Below are 13,804 nucleotides of genomic sequence, written 5' to 3'. Positions count from 1 at the left end.
AACATGAACGTTTCTGACATGGAGGTTCAGGACCGCGCTGACATGGCCCGGCTGGTGAAGGGGAACCGGGCTGGGCTCAATGGCGTGATGGATCGGCATGCTCCGGCGGTGTTTCGGCTCCTATGCGGGATGCTCGGCGACGAGAGGGCGGCAAACGATCTTGCGGAGGAGACTTTTGCGCGTGTTTATCGCGGCCGCGCCAGCTTCGCTCCGAAAGAGCAGTTCAGAACCTGGCTTTTCACCATCGCGGTGAACCTGGCCCGGCAGCAACGACGTGCACGTGCCTGCCAACCGAACGTGTTGCTGAGCGAAGAATCCCATAGCAAGGGTGAAGGGTTGGGGCACACCTTGCCGACCGGCGCCGTCACTTTGGATCGCGCCTGCGGGCGCGGGGAGGCGGTGCGTGCAGCGGTGGAAGCGCTGCCCGAGGGTATGCATGAAGCCATTGTCCTGTGCGAATGGGAAGAAATGACTGTGGCAGAAGCGGCTTCCGTGTTGCAGAATGATCCGAGGGCCCTCGAGTCCGAGCTTGGAGCTGCGCGGCAGTTTCTGCGGGAGCGGCTCGATGGGTGGCTCTAAGGCTCTCTGGGGGCGGACGGGACGGGACAGGACGCGATAGGACGAATGGGCGGGGGCTGGCAGGTGACAGGGCATTAGAAACTTGGGGCTTTTTTGGAGTCGCCAGGATGGGTGGCTTTATGTATGCTGCCGGTTTGTGACGTGTTCTACTGAGGCCAATCCGGTAGTGCCCGCAAAAATGTCGAGGCGCCATGCCTGGCAGGTCGAGGTTTGCGGGAGCAACGTCATTTGGGAAAGGGGTTTGCGACTGTAGCGGTCCTGCGGGACCTGGAGGCCGTCTCCGGCTGCTCCTGGTCCGACCGTACCACCACGCCTATGGGGCATAGTCGAATAGGAACACTGCCAGCCACCCGGAAGTGGCAAGAGGTCGTTCGGCTGGTCGCGGACGGGGCGGACGTGGGAGAAGTGGCCCAAGCCACGCTGAAGGCGGCAGAAAAAGCGTTCTCCCTGGTGCAAAAGGACGCCGGGTTCCGCGAGGCGGTAAACCTGCTGGTGGAAATGGGGCTGGCAGGCGGCAAGGCAGACCCGACGGCGCAACTGGCGGCGGCGGGGATAGCGATTCCGGAAAGCACATCCGTGGTGGAAGTGGCGCTGGCGGTGGGCGAGGCGCTGGACCAGCGGGTCAGAGCCACAAGAGACGGGCAAACCTTCGGCGAGATCGCGGGCAAAGCGCTCGTGAGCGCCATCACCAGCCATCTACAGGAAAGACTGCACGGGCTTTTCACGCCGACACGGGAAGACGTGGCAGGGGCGCTCCGAGACCTGGGAAAGAAGAAGGAGTTTGGCGACCTGGCGCGGAACTTCATGGCCAAGCTGACCAACGAAGCGTTGGGGTTTTTCCTGACCAAGACGCTTGGGACTCAGGTCGGGGAAGGACAGCGGTTCGCCACCATGAACCAGATGGCGCAATTTGAAGAGGCCATGCGAACGCACTGCGAAGAGGCTTCCGTGATCGTGCAAGAGTTCGGGGCAGACTGGTTCTCGAAGCATCGCTACGAGGAGGGCGGAAGGATTTCCCGCGAGTCCGCCGAAGGGTTTGGCTGGGTGGCGATGAAGAAAATGAAGGCCGAATTGGCGATGAGGGCAAAGAGCGATGGAAACTGAGAAACACATCTTGTGCGGGGGAGCCAGGGCGAGCGGAATGAGCGCGGCGACGCCGACGCTGGCCCTGAACCTGTGGGACACGCATGGGGGCAAGAATATCAACCTCAGGATCGAGGACTTGAATGAAAAGCTGTGGCGAGACATACCGCCGCAGTTTCAAGACCTCCTCGAAATGGCGGCCTACGTCTATTGCTGCGACCAGACCGCGATCCGGGGGCAGCATGAAGTGGACAGCTTTGGCGGGCACTGGAAGCGGCGATTTCATTTCCATGTTCCGGTCCGGGTTCCCGAGCTGTGGAACTCGGCAGGGGCGAAGAAGCTGCTGGTCGAGACGCTGGAATTTCTGTCGGATGATTTCTACGACTTCAGCTTCTACCCGGCGAAGGACGCGCCGCAAGTGCAACAGTTGTTCGACTTCGACAGAGACGCTGGGCCGGTCGGGCAGATGGAGCAGGTGATGATGTTCTCCGGCGGGCTGGATTCGCTGGCCGGGGCGATTGAGGAAATCTGCACCAACAAGCACCGGGTGCTGTTGGTGAACCACCGGTCCACGCCGAAATTCAGCCTGAAGCACCAGGAACTGCAACGGCTGCTGGCGGCGAAGGCCGGGGCGAATGTGCCCAGCCACATGCACGTGCGCATCAGCAAGGACTCGACCCTGGGCAAGGAATACACCCAGCGGGCGCGGTCGTTCCTGTTTGCGGCACTGGGGGCGACCGTGGCCATGATGGTGCGGGTGAAACGGCTGCGATTCTATGAAAACGGAATCGTGAGCCTGAACCTGCCGGTGTGCGCCCAGGTGGTGGGCGGACGCGCCACGCGAACGACACACCCCAAGGTGCTGGATGGCCTGCAAAAGCTGCTGACGCTGGTGGCCAACGAGCCGTTCGCAGTGGAGAACCCTTTCGTGTGGACCACCAAGGGCGATGTGGTGAAGAAGATCGTCCAGGCGGACTGCGGGCCGATGATTGCGTATTCGAGAAGCTGCGCGCACACGTGGGACACGAGCAACACGCACACGCATTGCGGAGTGTGTTCGCAGTGCATTGACCGGCGCTTCGGGATGGTGGCCGCGAAAGCGGAGCAGTTCGATCCGCTGGACCAATACAAGATCGACATTTTCACGGAAGCGCGCCCGAAGGATGAAGACAAGATCATGGGGGCGGCGTATCTGGAGCGGGCCAACCAGGTGGGCAAGCTGAGAAACGCCACGCAAATGGTGGAGAAATACCCGGAAGTAATCCGGGTGCTCCGTCACTTGGGTGGCAGCGTGAACGGCGCGGCGGAACGGGTGTTTGACCTCTATCGGCGCCACGCCGGGGAAGTCAACGAGGCTGTGGACGCTCTGATGGACCGGCACAAGACGGCAATTCGTGAGCGAACCCTGCCCGGCGAGTGCTTGCTTCGGACGGTGTTCGAGTCGGGGGCGGTGACTTCCTTGCCGGCGAAGCCGGTGGTGCCGCCCAATGGTGAACATGAGGGGCCGGACGGGGAAAAGCCGCGCTACCTGCTGCGCAAGGGCGCGGGCATCTGGCGGGTGGTGTTCGATGGGAAAGAAGGCGAAATCGAACACGGGCGGGGCATTGACCTGGTGGCCTACCTGCTGTTCAACCCGCCGCAGGGCGGTATCCATGGGACCCGGCTGGGCGCGGCTGTGTTTGGGCACGCGGTTGTGGAAGAGGCGAACATGGGAAGCGACAGCGACCCGGCACGGCGGAAAATCTTGAAAGAGGCTGAGGAATGCCGGGACATTCTGAATGACCCGACGGCTTCCGAGACGACCAGAGATGAGGCGGTGGCGAAGCTGGAGGAACTGGCAAAGGTCCTGAACGTGACCCGAAGTGATTCACAGGGGAACGCAGAGAAACAGGTGCGGGCCATCCGACGGGCCATCGAACGGCTGATTGAGAAGCTGCGTGAAGCCAAGGATCGGCAGAACAATCCGCACCAGGCGTTGCGAGCATTCGGCGAACACCTTCACAAACACCTTTGGGTTCCGTCCTCCCGGTTTTCGGGAACACGGCATTCCAGAGTCAGCACTGAGACAGCAGGGCAGTTCACCTATGAGCGGCCCCCGGACATAAACTGGGAAGAATAGAGCGCCTGCCGAAAGGTTGCCACCCCGCGAGGACTTGTCTTCGCGGGGTTTTTCTTTTTTCGCACGGTGACACGGTTTGTCACCGAAGTGACAGGGTTTGTCACGCCATACGGGTTGAAGTGGCGAACGGTTCGCCACGGTGAAGAAAGAAAAGACTGCGATGGCGACAAACACACGACTGAAGGCGGCAAGGGTCCTGAAGGGGCTCACCCAGTACCAACTGGCGGAGAGGGTCGGGACACGGGAGATCGAGATTTCGCGCATCGAGACCGGGCGTGCCCGGCCGGATGCGGAGCGGAAGCGGCGGATTGCAGAGGTCCTGCAGAAGCCGGCGTTTGAGCTGTTCGATTGCTGATCCCCAAGGAGACACACCATGAACGGAAGCATTTCCACTGAACGGTTGTTGCGGTTCCTCCAGGCGACGCCGGAACAACAAGCGGCGATCGAGCGGATTCTTGACGGGCCGACGGAGGCACCTGCACAGGCTGCCGTGGCCACGGCTGCGGCGGGAACAGGCCTGGTGCCGGCGGAGCCGTTCATTTCCAAGGCGGAAGCCGCCATGCGCATGGGCAAGGACGTCCGCACGATCACCACTTACATGCGCAAGGGCCTGCTCCCCCACTACAAGCTCGGGCATACGGTCGTATTCAAGTGGAGCGAGGTGGAAAAGCAACTGGCAGTCATGTGCCGGGTGAACCGGTCGCGCTGCTGAGGAAGGAGGACGCATGAGCAAAGCGAAAACGATTCACAAACCCCGCCAAGTCAGCGTCGGCGAACTGCTCAAGCCTGGGCAGAAGTATCTGACACGGGCGGAACTGGCACGGGTGCTCAACGTCTCGGTGCGCAAGGTGGATTCCATGATTGCGGCCAGAGAGATCCCGGTTTTGCACTTCGGCAAGATGGTCCGGTTCCGCTTGGAGGATGTCGAGCGGCGGCTGAACAAGGCCATGCTGACTGAGAGCGAGGACTACGACACCCCCAACACTCCCACGGCATGAACTCCAGAGAAAAAGGCAAACGCGGGGAGCGCCAGTGGCGCGATGTGCTGAGAGCGGAAGGGTTTCATGCCCGCCGGGGCCAGCAATTTGCCGGCGGGGCGGATTCGCCGGATGTGGTGTGCGAGGAACTGCGCGGATTCCATTTCGAGGTCAAGGCGGTCGAGCGGCTGAACATCGAGGCCGCGATGGACCAGGCCCGGCGCGATGCCGGACCGGTAGCACCGGCTGGCCAAAAGAAACTGCCCCTCGTGGCGCACCGCCGGAGCCACCGGCGATGGCTGGTGACAATGGAAGCGGAGACCTTCTTTCGGATTCTGCGTGATGACCTGCCCAGTGGCACGGAAGACCACGGCGTCCCCCGCAGTGACCGTTGCCGCCCGGATGAAGAGACCGCGTGCCCCAAGGAACAGGATGCGCAAGGCACCGGCGACCCCCGGAGTGACCGTTGCCGCGGCGGCACAGGGCACGGAGGGGGCGACGGGGCCGGGCAAGGGGCAGTGACCAGTGACCAGTGGCCAGTGATCAGTGAGGGAGCCGAGGGCGGTCCCCGGAGGAGCCGTTGCAACCGCACAGGCGACGCAGGGGCCGACGGCGGCGACCGGACAGAGCAAGCAGACGCCGCGCCCCGGATGTGCCGTTGCCACGGCACAGGCACAGGAGGGGACGGCGGATGCGGCCACCGGAGAGAACAAGGCGCCACCCTGCAACACCAGAGCCAGCCCACGGTGAGCCCCGGAGAGGCCGTTGCCGCAGGCACAGGCCGCGCAGGGGACACCGGGGGCGACCAAGCCGGGAATGAAAGCGCAGCCGATGGCGGTCCCCGGATGAGCCGTTGGCCTGGCACTGGCGAAGGAGGGGCCGACAGCGGCGGAGCGGCCACCACGCAACCACAAGGCGTGGAAAGCATCCGTCCTCCATCACGCGAAAAGGATGCGAACGGCCTGCCCGGCCATAGGGCTACCAGAACTGACCAAGTGACTGCGCCCAGCGCAACGGCGGGAGAAGCGCAGACACACCCCTAAAAGCAAGATTTCCCCGTGTCCGTGTGGGCCTGGGGAGTAGTGAAACGACAACCAATACAAGATCGGAGATACAACATGAGTATGATCCTACAGTGCAAAGACAGCGGCGACTTCAAGCCGCACCCGGAAGGCATTCACCCGGCGATTTGTGTGGATGTGATTGACCTGGGCATGGTCACGACCGAGTTCCAGGGCCAGACCCGAATCGTCAACAAGCTGAAGCTCGTTTTCGAGTCGGAACAGAGAACGGAGGACGGGAAAAACTGCACGGTGTCGAAGAACTTCACGGCCAGCCTGCATCCGAAAGCGAAGCTGGCGGAGTTCCTCGGCAAGTGGCGCGGTCGCCCGGTGGTGCCGGGCGAGAGCATCGACCTGGCCAAGCTGATCGGGGCCTGCTGCACGCTGGTCATCAGCCATCAGCAGAACATGGTCGGCAAGACCTACGCTTCGATTGATGCGGTGTCGAAGCCGACCAAGAAGCTCGCGCCGTCCGGGTGCTATGACCCGGCTGCCGCCCGGCAGCGGATCGAGGAATGGAAGGCGAAGCAGAACGGGGTGGCAGCGCCACCTGCCAATACAACGCCTGCCCCGGCTGCGCCTGCGGCGCGTCCCGCGCCGGCTGCCCCGGCTCCGGCCCCCAAAAGCGCGGCGGTGGCGACACCGCCGGCCAACGATGGTCCCAACATGGCCTATGACCCCGAAGTCGGATTCTGAACCGTACGAGGACATCATTCCATGACCACGATGAACACCAGAGGGGCCAGGGCTGCGGGCTACCGCGCCCTGACCGTCACCTACCACCTGCCGCGCGAGCAAGCGCTCCTGGATAACGTCCTGGGCGACCTGCGACGGGGACACATTGACCATGTGCTGGTCAAAACCAAGAGCGGCGTCGCTGTCTGGCGCGGCGGCCGAAACGGGAGGGCCGCATGAGGCTCTTCAATCCTGACTCGGCGCATTGGTATGGGCGGGATGGTGTGCCCATGCACACCGTCCCGTCCGCCAAGGGCGAACCGCGTGCAACCACGCTGCGGGATGCCCGCAAGCTCGGCCTCCTGCCGAGTGTCACCAACATCCTGGGCGTCATCGCCAAGCCGGAGCTGACGGCGTGGCTCCAGGAGCAAGCCGTCCTGGCGGCGCTCACGCTTCCGCGCATCGCGGGCGAGGGCGAAACCGAGTTCGCGCAGCGCGTCGTCGCAGACGCGCAGAGCGAGCGGGAGAAAGCCGCCGGTTTCGGCACAGCGATGCACCACGGCGCGGAGCGCGTGGCGCAAACGTTGGAAGTGGACCCTGAGGATCCCGTCGCGGCCTGGCTGCGGCTGTATCGCGACTGGTATCAGGCCAACTGCGTCCGCCTCGTGTGGGCAGAGCGGACGCTGGTCAACCTGGAGGCCGGTTACGCCGGCACCGCTGACTTGCTGATGGAGCATCGGGCCCACGGGCTGACGCTGGTGGACCTGAAGACACAAGGCGTCAAGGTCCTAGCGGACGGCCAAAAGATGAAGGCCACGGCTTACAAGAGCTGGTGCTACCAGCTCGCGGCCTACCGGGCTGCCCTCGGGCAGCCGGTGGCGTGCCTGAACCTCATCATCAACTCGCGGGAGCCTGCGGAACCGGTGGAACATCGGTGGAGCGAGGAAGAAATCCAGCGCGGATGGCTCGCCTTCCAGGCGGCCCAAACGCTGTGGAGCATCGAGAAGAACTTCGACCCCCGAGCGCAGGTGGCGGAAGCGGCTTGAGAAGAAATCACGGATGAACACGGATGGACACAGATGGAATACCCCCTCACCCCAACCCTCTCCCCCGGCGGGGGAGAGGGGGAATTATTGTGGGCAACGTTTCCCAGGGTGGCGCTCCTGCGTCGCTTACCCTGGGCTATTGTCTGCCTGCCCTTTCAGGGCGCGAAAGTGGCTCGCTACCTCGGCTGTGAGAGAACATGGACATGAACCACGCGAATAGGCTGCCGGTGGCGACGGTCGAACGATTGCACCACGCCCTGGGGGGTGACCCGAGAAGCGAAGAGATGATTCTTCGGTTCATCGGGGACCGCTGGGGGGCCAAGAACCTCTTCTACCTGCCGCCCAAGGTGGCGGCGGAAGCGCTGCGACGCCCGGCGGATTTTATCCGGGCGGCGAAGCAATACTGCGAACCGGAACTGCCGTTTTGAGGGGTGACCACGAAACACACGAAAGACACGAAAAATGGGATGAATAGGACGGGATAGGACGAATGAATGATCCGAGGCAAATCGCCCAGCGCCTCCTCGGCGCCGTTGACTGGCAAGACGAGGTCAGCGGGTTTTGCCGTTGTCCTGGTGAGGCGATGCACACGCACCGAAACGGAAAGAAGGATTGCCGGGTGAACGTGGACGGTGCGCCGACGGTGTTCTGCTTCCACTCCTCGTGCATCGCCGCGGTGAGCGAAGCGAACCGGCGGTTGCGCCGGGAGATCGGGGCCAGCCCGTGGCAGATCACGCTGCCGGGCGGGCGGGTGCTGCGGAACGGGGATTTGCTGCGGACGGATGGGACGGTTCTAGGCAGGGAGGCGATGATGATCGGCACGCCCCCTCACCCTGGCCCTCTCCCCCGATGGGGGCGAGGGGATTTGTCGGCGGCGCCGGTGGAGAAGGTGGTCCTCGAAACGGTGCGGGTGAATGCGGAGCGGTATCGAGCCGAGATGTTCGAGGCGTTCCGGTGGACCTATGGCGACATCATGGCGGACTCTCCGCTGAGGGTCTGCGAGCGGGATGCGGAAGACCAATTTCGCACCTGGCTGCGGTTGTGGCCGGCGCATTGCCATGTCTGGATCGGGGATGTGTTCAGCTCCGGCAAGCCGGAGCATCGAACACACTTCCGGCCCGTGGCCGAGTGGTACCAGATCGGGCCGGCGATGGGGAACTTCACCTGCGGGTCATCGTTCAAGCCGGGCAGCTACAGCCGGAGCAATGCGAATTGCGACGGCACGCGGTTCCTGGTGGTCGAGTCCGACACGCTGGCCAAGGATGAAGTCGGCGCGGTGTTCGCCTACCTGAACCGGCGACTGCGGTTCAACCTGCACGCCATCATTGATACGGCAGGCAAGAGCCTGCACGGGTGGTTTGATGCGCCGCGCAATGCGCGGACTGAGGCGCACCTGAAAGCGGTGCTGACCGTGTTCGGGTGTGACCCGAAACTTTTCACTTACTCCCAGCCGGTGCGCGTGCCAGGGGCGTATCGGGATGGACGGTTGCAACGGATTGTCTGGCTGAACTCCTAGCGGAGGGCCACTAATAGCATGGAAATCAAGACGTATGATCCCTCGGAACAGGTTGACCCGGCGGTGGACCTGGGCGCCATCCCGCTGCCGCTGCCGGACATCTGCTTCTTTGAGGACTTCGCGGCCAACCCGCCCTCGCCGCCGCCGCAAGTGATCGAAGGCATCCTGCACCGTGGGTGCAAGATGCTCCTGGGCGGGACCAGCAAGAGCAACAAGAGCTGGTGTCTGCTCGACCTGGCGCTGTCGGTCGCCAGCGGTCAGCCGTGGTGGGGCCGGCCCTGCGCCAAGATGGCGGTGGTCTATATCAACTTCGAGCTGCAGCCGTGGGCGCTGGCGCAACGGCTGAACGCGCTGTGCGCGGCCCGGCCGGAAGTCCTGGCGGACGGCCACCTCGGCCGGCAGGCGCTCGCGCTCTGGAACCTACGGGGCCGCAACGCGGACCTGACCCTGCTCCGGCCAAAGCTGGAAGAGCATCTCGCCAAGTTCGATTTCGGGCTGATCATCCTGGATCCCGCCTACAAGGTGCTGGGGAACCGGGATGAAAACGCCAACGGCGAGATTGCCGACCTGATGAACGAACTGGAGGCCCTGGCCCAGAAGACTGGGGCCGCGCTGGTGGTGGCCCACCACTTCGCCAAAGGCGACAGCACCGCCAAGCTGGCGATTGACCGGATGAGCGGGGCAGGCGCCTGGGCGCGTGACCCGGACAGCATCATGATCCTCACCCCCCACGAGGAACCGGACTGCTTCACTGTCACCAGCATCCTGCGCAACCTGCCCCAGGTGCCCGAGTTCGTGGTTGCCTGGGAGTTCCCCCTGATGAAGGTCGCCAGCGACCTGAATCCTGCGGCCCTGCGCCGGCCGCAAGGCCGGAACAAGGTCTGCACCGACAAGGAGTTCATGGATGCGGTCCTAACCAGTGACCCGAAGAGTTTCGGCACCATCGTTAAGGATGCGGCAAGTGCCCTGAACATGGGGAAAAGGTCAGTTTCCAACTACCTGAACCGCCTGATGGAAGCCGGACTCGTAAGGTCTTCTGCCGGAGTGTATTGGGTTCAGAAATGAGGAAAATGCAAAAATTGCAACAACCCTTAATAGATAAATGCACCAGCAAGGCAGTTGGGAAGGAGCAACCCTCCTTGGGTCGGGTTGCCCTTCCCTCACTGCCAGGGCGTTGCCCTCGGTGGCTGGAAAGGAAGGAAGGAACATGAAACAGATGGAAACCAGACGAAACGTGCTGGCGTTTGAACAACAGCCCAGAGAGAGCGACAAGGCTTTCGCTGCGTTCACCTTGTATCTGAGCCTGGGGCCGGAACGGTCCCTGGCGACGGTTGGACAGCAGTTGCATAAGAGTGTGACGATGCTGGGAAGATGGTCCGCCAAGTTTGACTGGCCGGCCAGAGTGCAGGCGCACGCCGCACACCTGGCGCTGGTGGAGCGGCAGGCCACGGAAGCCGCGTTGCGGAGCAAAGCGGCGGAGTGGCTGACGCGACAGAGCGAACACCGTGAAGAGGAATGGAAGGTGCGGAGCGAACTGCTGGAAGCAGGACGCGAGGCCCTGAGACGGTGGCGAGCGAACGCGGCCCGGTGCGGGTCCCTGGAAGGGATCGCCCGGATGCTGGAACTGGCCAGCAAGCTGGGGCGGCTGGCCAGCGGGATGCCGACGGACCACACGGAAGTGACCGGCGAGGTCACGTTGAGTGTGGACGTGGAATGGGAAGTGGCCATCAAGAAAGTCTATGGCCGGGGTTCGGAACCGCCGCCGAGAGTCATCGAGGCGGAAGTGATCAGCGAAACACCGAAGGAGGAACAACGATGATCGAGCGTGAGCAATTCCTGGAGGGGGCCCTGCGGGCAGGGTGCCCGGAAGATCAGATGCGCAACTTCGTGGCGGCGCGGGTGTATTTGCAGCCGCGGCAGTTGGCGGCGAGCGCGGCAGCGCGAGCGTGCGACCTGGCCGCCGGGCCGACGGCAGTCGGCTACGGCGGGGCCAGGGGCGGCGGCAAGAGCCACTGGCTCTTGGCGCAGATGGGGGTGGACGACTGCCAGCGGGTGCCGGGGCTGAAATGCCTGCTGCTGCGGAAAGTTGGCAAAGCCAACGTGGAGCATTTCGAGGATCTCAGGCAAAAGCTGTTCGGTCGGCTGAAGCATGAGTTTTCCGCCCACCGTGGCCTGCTGACGTTTCGCAATGGCTCGAGGATCGTGGCGGGCCACTTCCAAGCTGAAAAGGACATTGATGCCTACCTGGGGCTGGAATACGACGTGATCGGCATCGAAGAGGCCACCACTCTGACGCACCGGAAGCACTCGGACATTGCGACGTGCTGCCGGACCAGCAAGCCGGACTGGCGCCCTCGGATTTACTCCACGTCGAATCCGGGCGGGATTGGTCATGCCTGGTATCGGAAACTCTTCATTGAACCATACCTCGCTCTCCAACGCTCCGGTCCATCAACTATCAACTCTCAACCCTCAACTATCTTCGTGCCGGCGCGGGTGGATGACAACCAATACAACAACCCGGAGTATCGGAAGATTCTGGAGGGCCTGTCCGGGTGGCAGAAGCAGGCGTGGCTGGACGGCAACTGGGACATTGCCGCCGGTCAGTTCTTCACCACCTTCCGGCGTGACGTGCATGTGGTCGAGGACTTCGACGACCGCCGGGCGGTCGAGTGGTTTGCGGCGCTGGATTACGGGTTCACGCACTACACGGTCTGCCTGCTGGGGTGCCGGGATGCTGACGGCAACGTGTTCATCGTAGATGAACATGCGGAACGGCTGTGGCTGCCGCAGCGGCACGCGGCGGCGATCAAAGCGATGCTGGCGCGGCACGGCGTCTCCCTCGCCCCCACCGGGGGAGAGGGCCGGGGTGAGGGGGCGCGGTGCCATCAACCATCAACTCTCAACCATCAACCAGCGCGCGTCCTCGCGCGCTTCGTGGCGGGTGCTGACGTGTTCAGCAAGCAGAGCGACGGTTCGACCGTCGCCGCGCAGTATGCCCGGCTGGGCATCACGCTGCGGGTGGCGAACACGGACCGGGTGAACGGGTGGGCGGAGCTGTTGCACCGCCTGGGGGACATCGAGGCGGGCATTGCGCCGAGCCTGTTCATTCACCGGCGTTGCGGTCGGCTGGTGGAAACCATGCCGGCGCTCCAGCATGATCCGAATCGGCCCGAGGATGTGCTGAAGGTGGACGCGGACGAGGATGGCAACGGGGGTGACGATTGCGCCGATGCGCTGCGCTATGCGGTGGCGAGTAAGGGCCGCCAAATCACAATCCGCAAGCTCTGCGGCCTCTAATTCCCCCGTCAATTGCCGCTAGCCAACCATCGCTAGATCTCGAGTTTCTTTAGGCGCATGGCATGAGCCGCTTCTCGGTTGAAAACATCAACAATAGCGGCGGGGCTGGCTGCGATGGCTTTGAGGTCGTCGCCGTTGACTAGGATTATGCAAAGATTCGTGTCGCCCATGACCTTGTTGGCGTAGCCACGAGCGGCAGGACCGATTTCGCCGGTGCTTACGACCACGATGACGTTGCTTTTCAGTAGGTGGATGAGCCCGACTTCCTTGGCGACATCCTCTAGGCTGACGCGGGGCGTGTTCTTGCACTGGACCTGCCAGCGGGAGAATACCAAGCGGGCCGACTGAAAAACCAAGTCCACTTCAGCGCCGCCGGTGGCGGAGCCGCGCAAGCGGGTGGCCACGTAATCCATGTCGAGCAACCGCATGAGCTTGAAGGCCAGGGCCTCCAAGGCGAGGCCGCGTGTGTGCTTGTCCTTGTCGGTCACGCCCTTTAGGATCTCGTGCATGGACCTGCGAAGCAGAAACCGCAGGTTGGGAGCAGTTTGTTTCTCCAACTGCTCCAGTAACGGTGTGAGAATTTCCTTCTGGAGCTTCTCCGTGGGGCAAACCAAGAAAGGCTTGGCTCCGCGCCCGGCTTGCTTGGTGCCGCGTTCGAGGGTGACGAAACCGGCTTTCTCCAATGGGTAAAGGACCTGCTTGGGCAGCGCCTTCTCGTTGAAGTGAACGCCGTAGGTAGCGGTCGCGAGCTTTTCGACATCGTTCGAGGCAAACGGGCCTGGACCGGCCATGTTCGCGAGCGTCTTGAGATACGCCCTCTGCTCAATGCTCAGTGCGGCGAGAATCTCCAATTCCTCACTGCTCGCTCCGGCAACATCCTTCAACCGCGCAAGGTCGACATTCCATCCGCTGGTGAACACGCCAGCCTTTTCGAGCCAGAGCCGCATAATGCTTGGATGCTTTCCGCCCCGAGGGAAATGGATGCCGCGCGCGTCGAGCCACTCGCGAAGCTTTATGAGTTCTACCGTTTCCCCAGCAGCTTGGATGTCCTGCACGCACTGGACCAGCGTCATGCCGTGCAAATTCAGCAGGATGTGGCGGGCAAGCTCGGCGTGGAGTTTGGCGGAATCATCGCGAAGACGATAGAGTTTCTCGCCAAACTCGGTCAGTTTTGCATCCCGATCGATGATGCCGTAAGCGACCATGCCGAGCTTCGTGTTGTTGGCGAGTTTGCCCTTGTTGTAGTCGCTGGTGGGGTTCTGAGCGAAATACCTCGACTTCACCGCTGCTTCGAAGGCTTTCCAGTCGCCGCCATGCTTTTTAGCGAACTCAAGCAAAACGGAAAGCTGAACCTGTGAGGGCGAAAACTCGCTGCCAAAGGGCAGGTCGCTTGCATTCTTCCATTTGGGCCTGGATGGTGCGGCCTGGGTCGCGTCTGGTGTCATAGT

The 13,804-nt window shown here is 62.9% G+C and carries 16 protein-coding genes; 15 read left to right on the top strand and 1 reads right to left on the bottom strand.

From position 1 onward, the window contains the following. Positions 1 to 3 precede the first annotated feature (3 nt). From NXS98_RS04110 to NXS98_RS04040, 15 genes are all read left to right on the top strand, one after another. The gene (locus NXS98_RS04110) at positions 4 to 579 is read left to right on the top strand and encodes an RNA polymerase sigma factor (RefSeq protein ID WP_283847206.1); all 576 of its coding nucleotides are present in this window, start codon (positions 4 to 6) and stop codon (positions 577 to 579) included. A gap of 315 nt (positions 580 to 894) precedes the next feature. Further along, positions 895 to 1,683: a hypothetical protein gene (locus tag NXS98_RS04105; RefSeq protein WP_283847205.1), complete on the top strand. Its 789-nt coding sequence runs from the start codon at positions 895 to 897 to the stop codon at positions 1,681 to 1,683. 37 nt (positions 1,684 to 1,720) lie between these two features. After that, a complete protein-coding gene (locus NXS98_RS04100; protein ID WP_283847204.1) occupies positions 1,721 to 3,781 on the top strand; it encodes a 7-cyano-7-deazaguanine synthase in 2,061 nt (686 codons plus the stop codon). Positions 3,782 to 3,920: 139 nt separating this feature from the next. Then, positions 3,921 to 4,136: a helix-turn-helix transcriptional regulator gene (locus NXS98_RS04095; protein ID WP_283847203.1), complete on the top strand. Its 216-nt coding sequence runs from the start codon at positions 3,921 to 3,923 to the stop codon at positions 4,134 to 4,136. Positions 4,137 to 4,154: 18 nt separating this feature from the next. Further along, positions 4,155 to 4,493, top strand: a complete 339-nt coding sequence (locus NXS98_RS04090; RefSeq protein WP_283847202.1) for a helix-turn-helix domain-containing protein — start codon at positions 4,155 to 4,157, stop codon at positions 4,491 to 4,493. Positions 4,494 to 4,506: 13 nt separating this feature from the next. Beyond that, positions 4,507 to 4,779 carry a helix-turn-helix domain-containing protein gene (locus NXS98_RS04085; protein ID WP_283847201.1) on the top strand — a complete coding sequence of 91 codons (273 nt, stop codon included), beginning with the start codon at positions 4,507 to 4,509 and terminating at the stop codon, positions 4,777 to 4,779. Further along, positions 4,776 to 5,801 carry a hypothetical protein gene (locus tag NXS98_RS04080; protein WP_283847200.1) on the top strand — a complete coding sequence of 342 codons (1,026 nt, stop codon included), beginning with the start codon at positions 4,776 to 4,778 and terminating at the stop codon, positions 5,799 to 5,801. The genes NXS98_RS04085 and NXS98_RS04080 overlap by 4 nt, the downstream gene beginning before the upstream one ends. A gap of 75 nt (positions 5,802 to 5,876) precedes the next feature. Beyond that, the gene (locus tag NXS98_RS04075) at positions 5,877 to 6,515 is read left to right on the top strand and encodes a phage replication initiation protein, NGO0469 family (RefSeq protein WP_283847199.1); all 639 of its coding nucleotides are present in this window, start codon (positions 5,877 to 5,879) and stop codon (positions 6,513 to 6,515) included. Between the two features lie 30 nt (positions 6,516 to 6,545). Beyond that, complete coding sequence (locus tag NXS98_RS04070; protein ID WP_283847198.1) at positions 6,546 to 6,734, top strand: hypothetical protein; 189 nt, start codon at positions 6,546 to 6,548, stop codon at positions 6,732 to 6,734. Continuing rightward, a complete protein-coding gene (locus tag NXS98_RS04065; RefSeq protein ID WP_283847197.1) occupies positions 6,731 to 7,540 on the top strand; it encodes a hypothetical protein in 810 nt (269 codons plus the stop codon). The genes NXS98_RS04070 and NXS98_RS04065 overlap by 4 nt, the downstream gene beginning before the upstream one ends. Positions 7,541 to 7,743: 203 nt before the next feature. Continuing rightward, positions 7,744 to 7,968 (top strand): hypothetical protein, encoded by a 225-nt coding sequence (locus NXS98_RS04060; RefSeq protein WP_283847196.1) that lies wholly within the window; start codon positions 7,744 to 7,746, stop codon positions 7,966 to 7,968. 155 nt (positions 7,969 to 8,123) lie between these two features. Next, positions 8,124 to 9,056, top strand: coding sequence for a hypothetical protein (locus NXS98_RS04055; protein ID WP_283847195.1), 933 nt, complete (start codon positions 8,124 to 8,126; stop codon positions 9,054 to 9,056). A gap of 18 nt (positions 9,057 to 9,074) precedes the next feature. Next, positions 9,075 to 10,121: an AAA family ATPase gene (locus NXS98_RS04050; protein ID WP_283847194.1), complete on the top strand. Its 1,047-nt coding sequence runs from the start codon at positions 9,075 to 9,077 to the stop codon at positions 10,119 to 10,121. Between the two features lie 151 nt (positions 10,122 to 10,272). After that, positions 10,273 to 10,875, top strand: coding sequence for a hypothetical protein (locus tag NXS98_RS04045; protein ID WP_283847193.1), 603 nt, complete (start codon positions 10,273 to 10,275; stop codon positions 10,873 to 10,875). Next, positions 10,872 to 12,356, top strand: coding sequence for a terminase large subunit domain-containing protein (locus NXS98_RS04040; protein ID WP_283847192.1), 1,485 nt, complete (start codon positions 10,872 to 10,874; stop codon positions 12,354 to 12,356). Before NXS98_RS04045 ends, NXS98_RS04040 begins: the two co-directional genes overlap by 4 nt. Before the next feature lie 32 nt (positions 12,357 to 12,388). Here NXS98_RS04040 and NXS98_RS04035 read toward each other — a convergent pair whose 3' ends face one another. After that, positions 12,389 to 13,801, bottom strand: coding sequence for a restriction endonuclease (locus tag NXS98_RS04035; protein ID WP_283847191.1), 1,413 nt, complete (start codon positions 13,799 to 13,801; stop codon positions 12,389 to 12,391). Positions 13,802 to 13,804 lie beyond the last annotated feature (3 nt).

It is taken from the genome of Fontisphaera persica, assembly GCF_024832785.1.
GTDB lineage: Bacteria > Verrucomicrobiota > Verrucomicrobiia > Limisphaerales > Fontisphaeraceae > Fontisphaera > Fontisphaera persica.
The sequence above is the reverse complement of the archived record's forward strand: the minus strand, read 5'-3'. Positions and strand labels throughout refer to the sequence as shown.